At 68.8% G+C, this 16487-nt stretch carries 15 protein-coding genes and 2 pseudogenes; 5 read left to right on the plus strand and 12 right to left on the minus strand.

Annotated elements, in window-relative coordinates:
* Positions 1-38: 38 nt before the first annotated feature.
* The 4 genes from ACWGJ5_RS32355 to ACWGJ5_RS32370 form a co-directional block, all read right to left on the minus strand.
* Positions 39-557: a SixA phosphatase family protein gene (locus ACWGJ5_RS32355; protein WP_453313177.1), complete on the minus strand. Its 519-nt coding sequence runs from the start codon at positions 555-557 to the stop codon at positions 39-41.
* Between the two features lie 77 nt (positions 558-634).
* Positions 635-841 carry a hypothetical protein gene (locus ACWGJ5_RS32360; protein WP_453313178.1) on the minus strand — a complete coding sequence of 69 codons (207 nt, stop codon included), beginning with the start codon at positions 839-841 and terminating at the stop codon, positions 635-637.
* Between the two features lie 182 nt (positions 842-1023).
* Positions 1024-1143: an SGM_5486 family transporter-associated protein gene (locus tag ACWGJ5_RS32365; protein ID WP_279617406.1), complete on the minus strand. Its 120-nt coding sequence runs from the start codon at positions 1141-1143 to the stop codon at positions 1024-1026.
* A gap of 493 nt (positions 1144-1636) precedes the next feature.
* On the minus strand, positions 1637-3067 hold the full coding sequence (locus ACWGJ5_RS32370) for a CynX/NimT family MFS transporter (RefSeq protein ID WP_453313179.1): 1431 nt from the start codon (positions 3065-3067) through the stop codon (positions 1637-1639).
* Between the two features lie 82 nt (positions 3068-3149).
* Here ACWGJ5_RS32370 and ACWGJ5_RS32375 point away from each other — a divergent pair, with 82 nt between their 5' ends.
* The gene (locus ACWGJ5_RS32375; protein WP_453313180.1) at positions 3150-3842 is read left to right on the plus strand and encodes a FadR/GntR family transcriptional regulator; all 693 of its coding nucleotides are present in this window, start codon (positions 3150-3152) and stop codon (positions 3840-3842) included.
* Positions 3843-3852: 10 nt separating this feature from the next.
* Here ACWGJ5_RS32375 and ACWGJ5_RS32380 read toward each other — a convergent pair whose 3' ends face one another.
* From ACWGJ5_RS32380 to fabG, 3 genes are all read right to left on the minus strand, one after another.
* Positions 3853-4203 carry a hypothetical protein gene (locus ACWGJ5_RS32380; RefSeq protein WP_453313181.1) on the minus strand — a complete coding sequence of 117 codons (351 nt, stop codon included), beginning with the start codon at positions 4201-4203 and terminating at the stop codon, positions 3853-3855.
* A 155-nt stretch (positions 4204-4358) separates the two neighbouring features.
* A complete protein-coding gene (gene fabI, locus ACWGJ5_RS32385) occupies positions 4359-5126 on the minus strand; it encodes an enoyl-ACP reductase FabI (RefSeq protein ID WP_351617521.1) in 768 nt (255 codons plus the stop codon).
* 5 nt (positions 5127-5131) lie between these two features.
* Positions 5132-5836, minus strand: coding sequence for a 3-oxoacyl-[acyl-carrier-protein] reductase (gene fabG, locus ACWGJ5_RS32390; protein ID WP_453313182.1), 705 nt, complete (start codon positions 5834-5836; stop codon positions 5132-5134).
* A 249-nt stretch (positions 5837-6085) separates the two neighbouring features.
* On the opposite strand from fabG, the gene ACWGJ5_RS32395 reads away from it, so the two are divergent.
* Complete coding sequence (locus tag ACWGJ5_RS32395) at positions 6086-7612, plus strand: TldD/PmbA family protein (protein ID WP_453313183.1); 1527 nt, start codon at positions 6086-6088, stop codon at positions 7610-7612.
* Positions 7613-7672: 60 nt separating this feature from the next.
* Here the strand turns inward: ACWGJ5_RS32395 and ACWGJ5_RS32400 are convergent, their stop codons facing one another.
* The 5 genes from ACWGJ5_RS32400 to ACWGJ5_RS32420 form a co-directional block, all read right to left on the minus strand.
* Positions 7673-8800: a tyrosine-type recombinase/integrase gene (locus ACWGJ5_RS32400; protein ID WP_453313184.1), complete on the minus strand. Its 1128-nt coding sequence runs from the start codon at positions 8798-8800 to the stop codon at positions 7673-7675.
* Positions 8801-9148: 348 nt separating this feature from the next.
* Complete coding sequence (locus ACWGJ5_RS32405) at positions 9149-10462, minus strand: replication initiator (protein WP_453313303.1); 1314 nt, start codon at positions 10460-10462, stop codon at positions 9149-9151.
* Between the two features lie 9 nt (positions 10463-10471).
* A complete protein-coding gene (locus ACWGJ5_RS32410; RefSeq protein WP_453313185.1) occupies positions 10472-10642 on the minus strand; it encodes a hypothetical protein in 171 nt (56 codons plus the stop codon).
* Positions 10643-11690: 1048 nt separating this feature from the next.
* The gene (locus ACWGJ5_RS32415) at positions 11691-11972 is read right to left on the minus strand and encodes a hypothetical protein (RefSeq protein WP_453313186.1); all 282 of its coding nucleotides are present in this window, start codon (positions 11970-11972) and stop codon (positions 11691-11693) included.
* Between the two features lie 314 nt (positions 11973-12286).
* On the minus strand, positions 12287-13534 hold the full coding sequence (locus ACWGJ5_RS32420) for a helix-turn-helix domain-containing protein (RefSeq protein ID WP_453313187.1): 1248 nt from the start codon (positions 13532-13534) through the stop codon (positions 12287-12289).
* Here ACWGJ5_RS32420 and ACWGJ5_RS32425 point away from each other — a divergent pair.
* The 3 genes and pseudogenes from ACWGJ5_RS32425 to ACWGJ5_RS32435 form a co-directional block, all read left to right on the plus strand.
* A pseudogene (locus ACWGJ5_RS32425) lies at positions 13520-13735 on the plus strand (DUF3099 domain-containing protein); the annotation flags it as partial. The gene ACWGJ5_RS32420 and the pseudogene ACWGJ5_RS32425 overlap by 15 nt on opposite strands.
* Before the next feature lie 1058 nt (positions 13736-14793).
* Positions 14794-15060 (plus strand): annotated as a pseudogene (locus tag ACWGJ5_RS32430) (metallopeptidase TldD-related protein); the annotation flags it as partial.
* Complete coding sequence (locus tag ACWGJ5_RS32435; protein WP_453313188.1) at positions 15057-16451, plus strand: metallopeptidase TldD-related protein; 1395 nt, start codon at positions 15057-15059, stop codon at positions 16449-16451. The pseudogene ACWGJ5_RS32430 and the gene ACWGJ5_RS32435, both read left to right, overlap by 4 nt.
* The last annotated feature ends 36 nt before the right edge of the window (positions 16452-16487 follow it).

A 16487-nucleotide genomic window follows, 5' to 3' on the forward strand; every position in this document is an offset into this window, starting at 1 on the left:
GCACCTGGAGGTGCCGGGCCCCCACCGCAGGGGCGGGGTCACTCGGCGGGTGCCCAGTAGTCCTTGAGAGTGGCCACGCCCGGCTCCAGGCTCTTCCAGGGGCCGTCGAAGGACAGCAGCGTGAAACCGGCGGCCGGGAAGCCGCGGCGGTTCATCCGGTCGCGGGCGTCGCCCTCGGCGGTGCCGGCCAGGATGTCGGCCAGGCCGTGGACGCCCGGGTTGTGGCCGATGAGGATCACGTTCCGCACGTCGTCCGGGGTCTCGTTCAGCACGGCGATCAGTTCACCGGGCGAGGCCTCGTAGACCCGCTCCTCGTAGATGGTCCTCGGCCGGTGTGCCAGTTCGTGGACGGCGAGCTTCCAGGTCTCGCGGGTCCGGATGGCGGTGGAGCACAGGGCGAGGTCGAAGGTGATGCCGGTGTCGGCCAGCTTGCGTCCGGCGACCGCGGCGTCCATGCGGCCCCGCTCGGCGAGCGGGCGCTCGTGGTCGGACACCTGGGGCCAGTCGGCTTTCGCATGCCGGAGGAGGACGATACTGCGAGGTTCTGCGGCGCTCATGGGACCCAGCTTCGCATGAAACAGACCATGCGGCGCAGGGAGTTGACATGCGGATTCACCGCGTACGGGGCGCCTGGTCAGCGCGCGAGGAGCTGCTGGGCGCGCTCGAAGAGGTGCGTGATCGCCGGGTCGCCGCTCGCCGCGTGGGCGTCCGACGGGTTCAGTATCAGCGCCAGCAGTGCGATGAAGGCGAGCGCGGGGAGGGCGAGGGCCCACCAGGGCAGCCGGATGTCGACGCCGCCCGTGGTCGCCGGGTGGGGCCGGGGGTGGGTGCGGGCCGGCATGATCGCCTCCGTGGGTCTTCGGGGTGTCCGTGACCGTGTCGTGCGGTCACATCTCGAAGTTACGGAATCCGGGGCCGCCAACCCATCCGGACTTCCACCCAGTTCACCCTGACCCTTTCCCCCTAGGGGATGGTGGAGCTAACCCCACCATCCGCCGGGAGAGGCGGGCCGGGACGCGGCCGTCAGGGGGACGCGAGGGTCGCGATGACGGCGATGATCACGAAGATGGCGAAGAACGAGCCGAAGACGATCAGCATCTTCTTCTGACCGTTCTGCGGGTTCGGGTCGAGCACAGGCTGCATGCGCCCAGTCTCGCACCCTCCGCTCCCCAGAGGGCGGCCGGGGCCAGGTGTCGTCCTGCCCGGACCTGCCCGGACCGCCGGACGGGTCGGTCATCGCACACGCCCCCGGGAGCCGGCCGGCCACCCGGCTCGCCTGCCACGGACGACGAGGGCACTGTCTCCGCCCCGACCCGCCGGCGCGTGCCGGCCCCTCTCAGGCCGGTCTCGCCGAAGGCCGACAGCCCCATCCGCACCGGCCTGCCACCGGCCGTGGAGGTCGGCGCGTCACACGCTGCCGGGTCCCTTCGGCGCAGATCGGCACGCTGCCCTCCGGGCCGGACCGTCCGCAGATCAGCCCCTCACCGCCTCGCGCCCCGTCCTCGTCCCCCACCCGTCCTTGCGCGGCACCGCGTCGCCGCCCACCGAGCCGGTCCGCACGGGTCAGGCCAGCGCCACCCACCGAGCCCGTCCACACGCGACAGTCCGTCGCCGCAGCCCGAGCCCGTCCTGCGAGTCAGTGTGCGGTCGCCTCTTCCTCCACCGTGCGGTCGCGGCCCGCCAGGAAGCCCACTGCCATCTGCGGCAGCATCAGGCCCGCCATGAGGGCGATCGGCAGGCCCCAGCCGCCGCTCTGCTGGTAGAGCACGCCGACCAGCAGCGGGCCGGGGATGGAGATCAGATAGCCGGTGCTCTGCGCGAACGCGGACAGCTGGGCCACGCCCGGCCCGCTGCGGGCGCGCATGCCGACCATCGTCAGGGCCAGCGGGAAGGCGCAGTTGGAGACGCCGAGCAGCGTCGCCCAGGCCCAGGCGCCGGCGGCCGGAGCGAAGTACAGGCCTGCGTACCCGGCGAGCCCGCACACACCCAGAACCAGCACGATCGGCCCCTGATGGGGCAGCCGGGTGGCGACCCGGGGGATGACGAAGGCCAGCGGCACGCCCATCACCATGGTGACGGCGAGCAGCACGCCCGCGGTGCCGGCCGGGACGCCGGCGTCGCGGAAGATCTGCGGCATCCAGCCCATGGTGATGTAGGCGGCGGTGGCCTGGAGGCCGAAGAAGACGGCGAGCGCCCAGGCGGTGCGGCTGCGGGTGATGCGCAGCGGCGCGTGCTGTGCCGCCACCCCATCCTGCCGCGCCTCCACCTTCCGTGCCCCCACCTTCCGCGCCCCCGCCTGCCGTGCCTCCGGGCGTCGTACCTCCCCGCCCTGTGCCTCCGCGCGCGCCTGCCGCCCCGCCCTCGCGGGCGCGGTGTCGCTGCCGCGCTCCCGGAGGAGCGGCAGCCAGGGCAGGATGGCGGTGCCCGCGAGGGCGGCCCACACGGCGAGGCCGGACCGCCAGTTGCCGCCGAGGGCGTCGGTCAGGGGCACGGTCACCGCGGCGGCGAGGGAGGTGCCGAGGGCGAGGGCCATCGAGTACAGGCCGGTCATGGAGCCGACCCGGTCGGGGAACCAGCGCTTGACGATGACCGGCATGAGCACGTTGCTGAGGGCGATGCCCATCAGGGCGAGCGCGCTGGCGGCCAGGAACCCGGCCGTGTTGCCGACGAACGGCCGTATCAGCAGGCCGGCGGTGATGGCGGCCATGCCGGCGCACACCACGGCGGCCGGGCCGAAGCGGCGGGCCAGCCGGGGTGCGGTGACGCCGAAGACCGCGAAGCAGAGCGGGGGCACGGAGGTGAGCAGTCCGGCCACGCTGCCGCTCATGCCGAGCCCGTCGCGGACCTCCTCCAGGAGCGCGCCGAGGCTGGTGATGGCCGGGCGGAGGTTCAGCGCGGACAGGACGATGCCCAGGACGACCAGACGGGTCGCCCACGCGCGCGTGCGGGCGGCGCCGGGGGTCGTCCCGGGCGTGCTCGTCGTGGCGGCCGTGCCGCCTTCGGTCGGTGACGTCGCCGTACGGGTGTCCACTGTCCGGGTTTCCTCACGTGCCATGAGACCCATCATAGAATCATGGGATGATTGGTTGTCCATTCGGTTCTCCGGTCCCGGGGCGTCCCCGCCCGGGCCTCGCGTGCGAAGGTGTGCCATGCCCTTGAGCCACCCGCGCCGTTCGGCGCTGTCCGAGCAGGTCATCGCCGAACTGCGCAACCAGATCACCTCAGGCGAGTGGCCGGTCGGCTCGCGCATCCCGACGGAGCCGGAGCTCGTCGAGCAGCTCGGCGTCGCCCGCAACACCGTCCGCGAGGCCGTCCGCGCGCTCGCCCACAACGGGCTGCTGGACATCCGGCAGGGCTCCGGCACCTACGTGGTGGCGACGAGCGAGCTGGCCGGTGTGATGCACCGCCGGTTCGCCGACGCCGATCCCCGGCACATCGCCGAGCTGCGCGCCGCACTGGAGTCGGCCGCGGCGAAGCTGGCCGCCGAGCGGCGCACCGAGAAGGACCTCAAGCAGCTGGACGCGCTGCTGGACCGGCGCGAGGTGGCCTGGGAGGCGGGCGAGGCGGAGGCCTTCGTGACCGCCGACGCCACCTTCCACCTGGCCGTCGTGGCCGCCTCGCACAACGACGTGATCACCGCGATGTACGCCGATCTGGGCGAGGTGCTGCGGGACTGGCTGCGCGCGGACGTGGGCGCGGAGCTGACTCCGGAGACGTACATGGACCACACGCGCCTGCTGGACGCGATCCACGCCGGGGACGCGGAGGCGGCGGCCGCCGAGGCCGCGAGCTATCCCTTCCTGTGCCGGCCGGGCCGGTTCGGCGCCTCTTCCGCCGACTGATCCAGCCGGTTCAGTGCTCGTTCTGGTGGCTGATCCACACCGAGCGGACCTCCTTCCAGCACCGGCCGGTGAGCCGTACGGTCATGGCGGGTCCGGTGTCCACCGGGGCGCTGTCGGTGTCGATGTCCCACCAGCGGGCGCACTCGATGTGCAGACGCACGCGATCGGTGTCGACATAGGGATTGTGGCAGTAGGCCACGACATGGGAGCCGCGGACGGTCGTACGGCAGGAGGCCCCGAAGAGGCTCGGCGCGGGGGGCTTTGCGTCGTCCACGCGCGCGTAGGGCATCGCGTCGTACGGCAGGGACAGCACGAGGGCCACGGCCACGGTCACCGGGGCCAGGCTTCGGGACAGGCGCACAAGGGGACCTCCTCGGCCGGGCTGGGGAGGAACGCGTGAGGTGAACGCTCAATCCAGGGTGCGCCGCCGGGACCGGGGGGCGCCCGACAGGTGGGCCGAACGGGTGACGCCCCGTTCCCCGCGCGCTGCGGGAAACGGGGCGTCAGGCACGAGGATCAGGCGCCGATCGCGTGCAGACCGCCGTCGACGTGGATGATCTCACCGGTGGTCTTCGGGAACCAGTCGCTCAGCAGGGCGACGATGCCGCGGCCGGCCGGCTCCGGGTCCTTCAGGTCCCACTCCAGCGGGGAGCGGGTGTCCCACACGGAGGCCAGCTCGCCGAAGCCCGGGATGGACTTGGCGGCCATGGAGCCGATCGGACCGGCGGAGATGAGGTTGCAGCGGATGTTCTGCTTGCCCAGGTCGCGGGCGATGTAGCGGCTGGTCGCCTCCAGGGCGGCCTTGGCCGGACCCATCCAGTCGTACTGCGGCCAGGCGAACTGCGCGTCGAAGGTCAGGCCGACGACCGAGCCGCCGTTCTGCATCAGCGGCAGGCAGGCCATGGTCAGCGACTTCAGGGAGTACGCCGAGACGTGCATGGCGGTGGCCACCGACTCGAACGGCGTGTTGAGGAAGTTGCCGCCGAGCGCGTCCTGCGGCGCGAAGCCGATGGAGTGCACGACACCGTCGAGGCCGCCCAGCTCCTCACCGACGACGTCGGCCAGCCGGCCCATGTGCTCGTCGTTGGTGACGTCCAGCTCGATGACCTTGGTCGGCTTCGGCAGCTTCTTGGCGATGCGCTCGGTCAGCGTGGGCCGCGGGAACGCCGTCAGGATGATCTCCGCGCCCTGCTCCTGCGCCAGCTTGGCCGCATGGAAGGCGATGGAGGACTCCATCAGCACGCCGGTGATCAGGACGCGCTTGCCCTCGAGGATTCCGCTCATGGTGATCAGTGACCCATTCCCAGTCCGCCGTCAACGGGGATGACGGCTCCAGTGATGTACGAGGCGTCGTCCGAGGCGAGGAACCGCACCGTCGCGGCGATCTCCTCCGGCTGCGCGTAACGGCCGAGCGGCACCTGCGAGACGATGTTGTGGCGCTGCTCGTCGGTGAGCACCTTGGTCATGTCGGTGTCGACGAAACCGGGCGCGACGACGTTGAAGGTGATGTTGCGCGAGCCCAGCTCACGGGCGAGGGAGCGCGCGAAGCCCACGAGGGCGGCCTTGGAGGCGGCGTAGTTCGCCTGGCCCGCCGAGCCGAGCAGGCCGACGACGGACGAGATCAGGATGACGCGGCCCTTCTTGGCGCGCAGCATGCCGCGGTTGGCGCGCTTGACGACGCGGAAGGTGCCGGTGAGGTTGGTGTCGATGACCGAGGTGAAGTCCTCCTCGGACATGCGCATCAGGAGCTGGTCCTTGGTGACACCGGCGTTGGCGATCAGTATCTCGACCGGACCGTGCTGGTCCTCGATCTCCTTGTAGGCCTGCTCCACCTGCTCCTGGTCGGTGATGTCGCACCTGACGGCCAGGAAACCGGCCGGCGGCTCACCCGAGCGGTACGTGATGGCGACCTTGTCGCCGGCGTCGGCGAACGCGCGGGCGATGGCGAGGCCGATGCCCCGGTTTCCTCCGGTGACGAGAACCGAGCGGCTCAACGGATCACCCTTTCGATAGCGGTCTGCAGATGTCGGACAACCCGCCCGAACACCTGGATGACAGGCGGCTTCACCGAAAACCTATCGGTACGGCCGGGCGCGTGGGCATTCGGGCACCGACAGTGGCGAGCGGGAGTCACTGTCGGGTCCCTACAGAACCGTCCCGGTCCGGGCTCGAAACATGTGGTCCGCCGGGCCGCTCCCACGACATGATCGGACCCGACAGGCCACGACAGCAGGGAGACCTCCGTGCCTCATTCCATCGACGAAGCCTTCACGGCGCTTCCGCTGAGGTCGCTCGCCGACGCCGCGCTGGCACGCGCGCGTGCGCTCGGGGCCGAGCACGCGGACTTCCGGTTCGAGCGGGTGCGCAGCGCGTCCTGGCGGCTGCGGGACGCCCGGCCCGCCGGATCGTCCGACACCACCGACCTCGGCTACGCGGTACGGGTCGTGCACGGCGGTACGTGGGGCTTCGCCTCCGGTGTGGACCTGACCATGGACGCGGCCGCCAAGGTTGCCTCGCAGGCGGTGGCCATGGCCAAGCTGTCCGCGCAGGTCATCAAGGCGGCGGGCTCCGACGAGCGCGTGGAGCTGGCCGCCGAGCCGGTGCACGCCGACCGGACGTGGGTGTCGTCGTACGAGATCGACCCGTTCTGCGTGCCGGACGAGGAGAAGGCGGCGCTGCTGACGGACTGGAGCACGCGGCTGCTGTCCGCCAAGGGCGTCAACCACGTGGACGCCTCCCTGCTCACCGTCCACGAGAACAAGTTCTACGCCGACACCGCCGGGACCGTGACGACCCAGCAGCGGGTGCGGCTGCATCCGCAGCTGACCGCCGTGTCGGTGGACGAGTCCAGCGGCGAGTTCGACTCGATGCGCACCCTCGCGCCGCCGGTCGGGCGGGGCTGGGAGTACCTGACCGGCACCGGCTGGGACTGGGACGAGGAGCTGGAGCGGATCCCGGAGCTGCTCGCCGAGAAGATGCGGGCGCCGAGCGTGCAGCCGGGCCTGTACGACCTGGTGGTCGACCCGTCCAACCTGTGGCTGACCATCCACGAGTCCATCGGGCACGCGACGGAACTGGACCGTGCGCTCGGCTACGAGGCCGCCTACGCCGGCACCTCCTTCGCCACCTTCGACCAGCTCGGCAAGCTGCGGTACGGCTCCGAGCTGATGAACGTCACCGGGGACCGCACCGCCGAGCACGGCCTCGCGACCATCGGGTACGACGACGAGGGCGTCCAGGCGCAGTCCTGGGACCTGGTGAAGGACGGCACGCTGGTCGGCTACCAGCTGGACCGGCGGATCGCCCGGCTCACCGGCTTCGACCGGTCCAACGGGTGCGCGTACGCCGACTCCCCCGCACATGTGCCGGTGCAGCGCATGGCCAACGTCTCCCTGCGGCCCGACCCGGCGGGGCTGTCCACCGAGGATCTGATCGGGGGTGTCGACCGCGGCATCTACGTGGTCGGCGACCGGTCCTGGTCGATCGACATGCAGCGGTACAACTTCCAGTTTACGGGTCAGAGGGCATACATGATCCGGAACGGCCGCCTTGAGGGGCAGGTCAAGGACTTTGCATATCAGGGGGTCACCCCTCAGTTCTGGGGCTCCATGGAGGCTGTCGGAGGCCCCCAGACCTACGTGCTAGGAGGGGCCTTCAACTGCGGAAAGGCCCAGCCCGGGCAGGTCGCTTCCGTGTCTCACGGGTGCCCGTCAGCAATGTTTCGGAGTGTGAACATCCTGAACACTGCGAACGAGTCCGGCCGCGCCTGAGAGGTCGACCGATCCGGTCCGAAGTCTGCACCAGGTCCGCACGCGGCCACGGCGAACCACCTACGCCACGTCGTCCCAGTCCTCGATGTCGTCCTCAGAGGGCGTCACCGAGGGCGGGACGATGAGCCCCTTGAACGGCTCCAGCTTGAGGCCCAGGCGGTTGTGCATGGTGCGGGCGCCGCGGTTCATGGCGCGGCGGACGAGGTGGCCGTACACCAGTTCCGTGGTCCGAGTGGTGCGGTGCCCAACCCACGCCGCCACCTCGAAGAGCGGGATCTGAGCGTGAATGGCCTCGGAGACGAAGAAGTGCCGGAAGCTCTTCGGGGTGTACTGCGGAGTCCCGGCCAGCTTGGCCGCCGCCTTGAACTGGTCCAGGAACCAGTCGTACGACGGGTGGCGATCATTCAGCCGAGGAGACTCGAAAAACCAACCTCGATCTCCCCATGTCCCGAAGGCGTCAATGTGATCGTTGAAGATCTCGTTGATTGATTCGGGCACGGGAGTCTTTCGGGCCTGCTCGAACGCACGGTGCTTCGTGCCCCTCTTGACGCCACGGCGATAGCCAGAGATCTCCTGACAGCCGTAGGCCGACACCTGGTGATCCACAGCGAGTACGCTGCGCTCCCAGTCCATTGACTCATCGGACAGCGCCAAGGACTCCCCTGGACGCGTGCCGCAGCCTGCCATGGCCCAGAATCCAGCACGGATGAGCTTCGGAGCCTCCGCGATGATCCCCAGAACCTCTTCCATGGTCGGGATGTCTTCGTCGGTGACTGGGGTCATTTGCTGCCCCGAACGACGACGGGGATTCACTTTCTTACACGCATTACGGCCGATGATTTCGGCAGCTACCGCATAGTTGAAAACGGACGATAGCACGTTCTTTCGCCCGTTGATTCCGGTCTCCTTGTAGCCGCGCTCTTTCTGATCCGCCTCCCATTCCTGAATTGTCGTAGGAGTGATGCTGCCGATGGGCTTGTTCCCGAAGAACGGTCCGTAATGGTTGTCGTAGACGCTCTGATAGTTCCTCTTCGATGACTCTTCCAGAGTTCCCGCCTCAACCCACTCATGCCAGACCTGCTGGAACGTCCGCTGCCCCGCCTTGGGGTTGATGTAGGTCCCCAAGTCCTTGTCCCGCTCGACCTTGACCGCGAAAGCTTCCGCGTCTTCGAGCTTCTTGAAGGACACCTGTCGCGGCTTGCCTGCCCTGCCCCCGGGCTCCCGGTACGTCACCCGGTACGGCTTGTGAGGGCACGTGGGCTTCCTGCGCCGGGGGCAGGTGCAGTCTTCCTTCTTGATGGTCGCCACGCTTGTTAACCCTTCGCATGTTGATCGGTTAGTGACTGGTCGTCAGCCTAGCTTCGCTGCATGCGTGCCTCAACCCAGTTGTGCAGATCGCGAGTTCGGAACCGGACATGCTGCCGACCTTGAGGAACGGGATGCCCCAGCGCCGGTACGAGTCCATGAGGACACGCTTCGTCACACCGAGTTCTGCCGCTGCCTCATCCGGGGTCATGAGCAGGTTGCTACCGCCCCTCACAGCCACTCACCCCACTTCTGTGCGTCCTCCCGCGCCTCCCTGCCCAGTTGGAGACTCTGTGCGTGATCTTCAGCGATCCCGAGGGCAATGCCCGCCTCACCGGGGGTATAGCCGGAGCCGACGTAGCGCCAGGCCGATTCCGTGACCGCGTTCGGGTCGTCCACGGGCTTGGCCCCAGCCCGGCGGTGGTCGGCCCGTTCCTCGCGCAGTGCGCCGTACGTAGTGGAGTAGCGGCGGGACTTGGTGAGGATGTGGCCCCGGTAGCCGAGGCTGTGAGCCCAGGGGCGCAGCCGGAGGTGTTCCAGTTCCGCCAGGCCGCCCAGGCGCCAGCAGGTACCCATCAGGGCCCGTACGTGGCCGTTGACGACTGCCGCGCGGATGTCCTCCAGGCTTGTGACCTGGTAGTCCAGGCCGCCGGCCGTCTCGGCCGCCCCCTTGGTCACGTACTTCGCCACGTATCCAGCAACGGCCGCATCTGACGGAACATCATCGTCGGGGAAGGGCCGGATGGGGTGGGCGTCGAACTGCCCTCCCCAGCCGAGTCGTTCCGTGCCGTACGCGTCAGAGTCGGGCACTGTGACGAAGGTCGAAGCAGCGGCATGTTCGACCGCATCCAAGAACACGTCCTCACTCGCCCAGGCCGGAGCCGACGAGCCGGGACCGTCCGAGCCGTCCAAGCGCACGACGGCATGGAAGTGGACGGCCGCGCGCCGCTGGAACTCGGCGACCTTGGCGAAGGACACCACCAGGTGATCACCAAGCTTCGAGCGCGGTACCCCACCGGCCGAGGCCAGATACCGGCGCACGGCGGTGGTGAACCTGTCCCACAGCCGCCCGGCGTGCGCGTGCCACAGCACATGGCCCACGTAGTCATAGCAGTCCGGGCACAGAGGCAGACCCACCAGCGGGTCATCTTCGGTGTGCACCAGGCCGCAGCCAAGCCGCCGCCCATGCTCGCAGCGCGGATCATCACGGCGAGGACGGCAGGGTTCTCCGTCCAGTACGCGGTGCACCGGCCCGAACGAGGGGGCGGTGAGCGTGACGAACAGCCGTGGGCGATCCTTCACCGCATCGGGCACGCCCTTGCCGCCGGACAGGCCCGCACGAACGAGCTGGAAGGTGTCTCCCGCGTGCAGGCGAGAGCACGGCTCACACACCGAGGCACGCCGGTTACGGCAGCGCACGGCCAGCCGCTCACCAGGCTCCCCGGCGGTCGAGTAGGACGAGATCACCTCACCTGTTATGGCGTCACGGGTGACCGTGGAGCCGGACAGGTAAATCGGATGGGCACAGCCACCGATGGCTTTGATCTGCTCCCGTCAGCGCGGATAGAGCGGATCACTGACGAGCCGTATAAGGTCACGGTCCGCCTCTGAGAGAGCTTGTAGACGTAGTTCGCGCGCCAGCACGCCGGAACGCTCGCCCGGAACGGACGACGCGGCGGACAGGCGGGTTTTGCGTGTCGTGCTGTTGCCGGATTCGGCAGACATGACGCGGCCTCCAGAGCCTCAAGTCAGGAAGTAGGTAGCGGGTGTTCATGGCTTCTCTCCTTTGCGCTTACAGGGCGCTTATCCTGCATACGCCCTGATCAGGCGCAGCCAACTTGCCCTGGAATTATATGAGTTGCTACCGGCAGGGGCCTGTGATTTTTCGTGATGGACGTACGGGAAATGAACGGCATCAACGGGTACGAACCGCATCGCAGGTACCGAGTCGGAGCGGGGCCCGATTGTCAACCGAATTACGCCGGAGGCAGGGCATCTGAGGGCACGCCCGGAGAGGGAAAGTCGTACGGCCCGGTAGCGGTGAACTGAGCGTGTCTGTCCGGCCGTTAGCAGCGTGCCACGGCCCATCGGGGGCCGGGAGCGGTCAGCGGATCGGGGCGTGGCGGAATCTGGCTTTACTTTTTCCAGGGCGCGCCTTCGGCGCGCCGCCGGGACGGCTTGCCGCACCCCGGCCCGGCATGCGGCCTTCGGCCGGTCCGGTCCGGGGCGCCGCCGCCCCGGCGCACATCAGGCGACCCCGAAGACGTGCGCCAGATCCAGCACGACCCACCTTGCCCGCCCCGATCCCGAGGACTGTGGCCCGAGGCTCACGGCCTCCAGCAGTTCAGCCACCGACCCGGACCACGACACCCACACCGCCAGCCCAAGAGCCCGCCCCGCGCGGCATCGGGCGACTCGGCCCCGCTCCGGAGGGACGAGGCTGATGTTCACCCTCTCGGGCTGGGGCCGACGGCCTACGAGGCTTTTAGGCAGCCACCATGGGGCGAGCCTCGAAGAACAGGGGGCCGATCGGACTATTGCGGGCAGGTCCCAAAGACTGCCCGATCCGCTGGCGAGCGTAAGGCCCCCTGTTCACTCGCCCCATGGCAGCTCCCGCCCAAAAGCCTCTCCGGCCGGCGGTGTGCCCACAGCGCGCCATCACGGCACCACAGGCTCAAACAGCAGAGAGCCCCGCCCATGCGCCGGGGGGAGACGCACAGACGGGGCAGCCGACTCGCTGAGCCTTGATTCGCCGTCTTCAGCGAGCCGGGGTCTATTCCTCGCGGCTCACGCAGGTGTGGTCGGTCACGACGCGGCCGTCCGGCGCCGTCTGGACTTGCGCAGGTGACGCCATCAGATGCGCCGCTACCTTCTGCACCACGTCAGCGTTCCACGTTCCCAAGGCCACCATCGGACGCCCGTCCGGCGCTACGCGCGGAGCCAGCCAACCAAGATCCCGCTTCGGAATCCCGATCGCCAGCAGCGCCTGACACAGCACCTCGTGCGCGTCAGCAGCAGCCTTCTTGCTGCTCCTGTAGATCTCCATCGGGATCACTGCCCCGCCTCCTTTGGTGCGCAAGCCGTGTGCCAGTAGGCCACGGCCGGAGACGAGTCCCGGCGAGCCAGCATCCCCCGACGACAGCTCTCAAGGCTCTTGATCAGCTTTCCGCACGCCGGGCACGTCTCACCGGCCGGGGCATAGGTCGTGTACTCCCACTGTCGTGCGTCGGCATCGACCGTGGTGATGCGCTCACGGACAGCTGTCTCTGCTGCTCTACCTTGGGTCGCCATGCATATGACGCTATGTAACGGCAGGAACACACCTCAATGGCACTTTGATGGGGGGCCAGCCCGAAGTGCCACACCGAGTCACACCGGTACGCCGATTGCGTCAGCCAGGTCCCGCATCTCCTGCGTGAGGGTGCGCCGACGCGCGATCACTCGGCCGAAGATGTCCCGCGCGTAGCGTTGGTTAGGCAGCCACTGAGGAGCGTCCGCCCGGATGCGCTGCAAGACCTCGACCGTTTTCACGTAGTCGCGCGAGCGAGCATGCGCCTCTGCCACGTCGAGGAGGTGACGGTTGCGGTTGTTGGAAGTGGGCCGCATGCCGCCGGTCGGGATGCGCGCCGAGAGCTTGAGGACCAAGTCCGGCTTGTCGACGATCATTGCGTTCTCGGCACGCTTCAAGGTCACCGTGACCGGGCCGAACGCCTGCAAGAAGTCGTCACGCGGAGCGAACTCCCGCCCCATCGCCACCGCTGCCGAGTTGGCGTAGCGCAAGGCATCCTCGGCCTCGCCGGGCCGGTTGTCCCGGATCGCCGCAGCGGAGGCCCGCAGTAGCAACCAGCCCCATGCGCTCAGCTCCGCTGGAGTCGCCCGCGAGATGCGGGGCTCGACCTCGTCCGCCCACCGGGTCGCCAGTTCCCGCGCCTCAGCCAGCCGACCACGCCGCAGCAGGAGCCAGCACTGTGTGCTAACTGTCGCCGCTGCCTGAAGCCGGTCCGAGGACTCCTCCAGGGACCGGGACAAGGCGACGTCCGCCGCATCGAACTGTCTCGTCTGGGTGAGAAGCCAGCCAGTCAACTGCGACAGCCGCACACGCACAGCACGCCCCTCGGGACCGCTCTCTGCGATGAGATCAGCATCCCGCAGCAAGGGCGGAAGGATCACACTCAGCTCTGCGAAACGATCACCGGAGAAGAGCGGGAGCGCCGACTCCAGGGCTTCTTGTACGCCTGTCACGGTCGGCTCTTCGGCCACCCCATCCGCCCGCACAGGAGCCACGAGCGCACTCCGGACAGCCTCCCAGCGATCACCAGCCCCTGGCGCCGCCTGCTGCTCTTCCTCGTGATCGGCGATGAGGTTCGTAGTCGGCACCCTGAGCGCCTGTGCCAGCTGGCGAGCGGTCTCCAGGCGCGTGTCAGCCCGCTCTCCCTGCTCCAGCTTCCTGATCAAAGACAGGGATACGCCGGACTCACTCGCTAGCTGACGTTGCGTCAGGCCGCGTCGCTTTCGTACTTCCTGAAGCCGTTTGCCAATGTCGGCACTCATGATTCGAGCGTACGGCGAGACACGCATCCATGCAGGCGACGGTGGAATGTGATGCGGAAGCAGCATGGCGGCGGCAAGAGCCAGGTGTTCCGGATCACCGGGGCTCGGGCGAGCCTCGACGAGGACGTGCGCGGTCGGCAGCGCCGGTACGTCATCTCGATGTCGATCCGCACGGCGTCTGTGATTGTCGCGGCCTCGCTGTGGAACGTCGAACGGCACGTCGCGATCGTGGCGTTGGTCCTCGGACTGGTCCTCCCCTACATCGCCCGCCGCCCAGCGTCTTGCAAGGTCGCGCATCCCAGGCAACGGCATCAACGACGTGCGCAAATAGGCAGCGCCGAAGGTGCATCCATACGTCGAATTCACCGCCTTCATGACACCCCAGCAGCCCTCCCGGACGGGCTCGCGCAGAGGCCTCACTTGACCAGAGACCCGCCGAAGTCGCAGGTCACCTGCCGCGCAAGCTCAAGAAAAGCTCAGATCAATCATGTGGTTCCGGTGCCGGGCGATGAGTTACCCGTGACATACTTCGTACGCGCTCCGCATCCCCCGAGGACGCCGCTGACGGTCCGTCGGTGGGGCCGCGGGGGGGCGCGCTCCGCGTTCCGCGGGAACCTCGCTGACGGATCGTCAACGGGGCTCCTGAGGAACGAGGAGGAACAGTGAGTGATGAAGGCGATACGAAGTCCCGCACGGGAAGGTGGAGCAATGCCGATAAGTGGCAGGTTTACCTAGCCGTAGCAGGACTCGTCGTGGCGATCATCGCCACTGTGGGGCAGTTTGTGCGCTAGCGGCCCCACACACGAGTACGGTCGCGACAGGGCTGCAACGCACAAAGCCCGGTCGACACCTAGGCGACCGGGCTTGTGAACTGCGCTGGAGGGCTTGATTCGGGGTGCTGCCCGGATCGGGCCCTTCAGTGTTGTACGGGATGGCTGCAATCCTACCCACCCCGATTCGACAGGAAGAAATATACCGCACTCAGGTCACTCTGGAGCGGGTTCCTGTAGCTACACGGTACTCGCAGATCCGAGCATGACCGATCGAACTTCCCTGGTCAGGGCAAGCCTCGCTCTCGCTCTGGCGAGAAACACTGCGCCACGCCAAGCACCCGATGGGTAGTCTCTGCATTGATCCGCAGTGCCGCTTCCAGTGGTCCATCTCGGCGCTCTCCCAGGCGGCCCCGGAGGTCGACACCAAGTCATCACCAGACCCCGTACAGTCCGGTTTCAACCCGTATGAACAGGGATTGAGGGCAGACCGTGAATAACCGCCTGACCTGCACAAACGCCGATCAGAGAGGTATGCCCCCCGACCCTGCGGAAAACTTCCAGTTCACCGGCCAGCGCTTCTTCAGGATCGACAACGGCCGGATCACCGGGCAGCTGAAGGACGTGGCCTACCAGGCCACGACCACCGACTTCTGGGGGTCCATGGCGGCCGTGGGCGGTCCGCAGACCTACGTCCTCGGCGGCGCCTTCAACTGCGGCAAGGCCCAGCCGGGGCAGGTGGCCTCCGTGTCGCACGGGTGCCCGTCCGCCCTCTTCAGGTCCGTCAACATCCTCAACACGACCCAGGAGGCCGGTCGATGAGCGCCCGCACGAACAAGCCGCACGAGATCGTCGAGCAGGCGCTCGCGATCTCCCGGGCCGACGGCTGTGTCGTCATCGCCGACGAGCACTCCACCGCCAACCTGCGCTGGGCGGGCAACGCGCTCACCACGAACGGCGTGACGCGCGGCCGTACGCTCACCGTGATCGCGACCGTGGACGGCAAGGAGGGCACCGCCTCGGGAGTGGTGTCCCGCTCGGCGGTCACCCCTCAGGAGCTGGAGCCGCTGGTGTGGGCCGCCGAGACCGCCGCGCGCGGTGCGGGGCCCGCCGAGGACGCGCAGCCGCTGGTCGGCGATGTGCCGCAGTCGCCGGACTTCACGGACGCGCCCGCCGAGACCTCCTCCGCGGTGTTCGCCGACTTCGCCCCGGCGCTCGGCGAGGCGTTCGCACGCGCGCGTGCGGGCGGCCGGGAGCTGTACGGCTTCGCCAACCACGAGCTGGTGTCGACTTACCTGGGCACGTCCACCGGGCTGCGCCTGCGCCATGACCAGCCGACCGGCACGCTGGAGCTGAACGCCAAGTCGCCCGACCGCCGGCGCTCGGCCTGGGCGGGCCGTTCCACGCGGGACTTCAAGGACATCGACCCCGGGGCGCTCGACGCCGAGCTGGCCGTACGGCTGGGCTGGGCCGAGCGGCGCGTGGAGCTGCCCGCCGGCCGCTACGAGACGCTGCTGCCGCCCACGGCCGTCGCGGACCTGCTGATCTACCAGCTGTGGTCGGCCTCGGGCCGGGACGCGGCCGAGGGCCGGACGGTGTTCTCCAGGCCGGGGGGCGGCACGCGCGTGGGCGAGAAGCTCGCCGAGCTGCCGCTGACGCTGCGCAGCGACCCGAACGAGCCGGGCCTGGAGTGCCCGCCCTTCGTGGTCGCCCACTCCTCCGGCGGGGACCAGTCCGTGTTCGACAACGGGCTGCCGACCCACGCGACGGAGTGGGTCGGCGAGGGTGTGCTCAAGCACCTGCCGACGACCCGGCACAGCGCGGGCCTGACCGGACTGCCGGTGGCCCCGGTGCTGGGGAACCTGATCCTGGACGGCGGGGGCGACCGCTCCCTGGAGGAGATGGTCGCGGGCACCGAGCGCGGGCTGCTGCTGACCTGCCTGTGGTACATCCGCGAGGTCGACCCGGCGACGCTGCTGCTCACGGGCCTGACCCGGGACGGTGTCTACCTCGTGGAGAACGGCGAGGTGACCGGGCAGGTGAACAACTTCCGGTTCAACGAGTCGCCGGTGGACCTGCTGCGGCGGGCCACGGAGGCGGGGCGCACGGAAAAGACGCTGCCGAGGGAGTGGAGCGACTGGTTCACTAGGGCTGCGATGCCCGCCCTGCGGGTGCCCGACTTCAATATGAGCTCTGTCAGTCAGGGCGTATAACCTCGTAGGCGGTAGTCGCTCGACTGCCCGAGGACC

It is taken from the genome of Streptomyces sp. NPDC054783 (genome assembly GCF_053611725.1).

Coding starts and splice junctions, on each gene's coding strand:
- ACWGJ5_RS32375 (WP_453313180.1), top strand. CDS start 3,150: ATGCCCTTGAGCCACCCGCGCCGTTCGGCGCTGTCCGAGCAGGTCATC.
- fabI (WP_351617521.1), bottom strand. CDS start 5,126: ATGAGCGGAATCCTCGAGGGCAAGCGCGTCCTGATCACCGGCGTGCTG.
- ACWGJ5_RS32410 (WP_453313185.1), bottom strand. CDS start 10,642: ATGTCTGCCGAATCCGGCAACAGCACGACACGCAAAACCCGCCTGTCC.
- ACWGJ5_RS32370 (WP_453313179.1), bottom strand. CDS start 3,067: ATGATGGGTCTCATGGCACGTGAGGAAACCCGGACAGTGGACACCCGT.
- ACWGJ5_RS32355 (WP_453313177.1), bottom strand. CDS start 557: ATGAGCGCCGCAGAACCTCGCAGTATCGTCCTCCTCCGGCATGCGAAA.
- ACWGJ5_RS32420 (WP_453313187.1), bottom strand. CDS start 13,534: ATGCTGCTTCCGCATCACATTCCACCGTCGCCTGCATGGATGCGTGTC.
- ACWGJ5_RS32365 (WP_279617406.1), bottom strand. CDS start 1,143: ATGCAGCCTGTGCTCGACCCGAACCCGCAGAACGGTCAGAAGAAGATG.
- ACWGJ5_RS32435 (WP_453313188.1), top strand. CDS start 15,057: ATGAGCGCCCGCACGAACAAGCCGCACGAGATCGTCGAGCAGGCGCTC.
- ACWGJ5_RS32360 (WP_453313178.1), bottom strand. CDS start 841: ATGCCGGCCCGCACCCACCCCCGGCCCCACCCGGCGACCACGGGCGGC.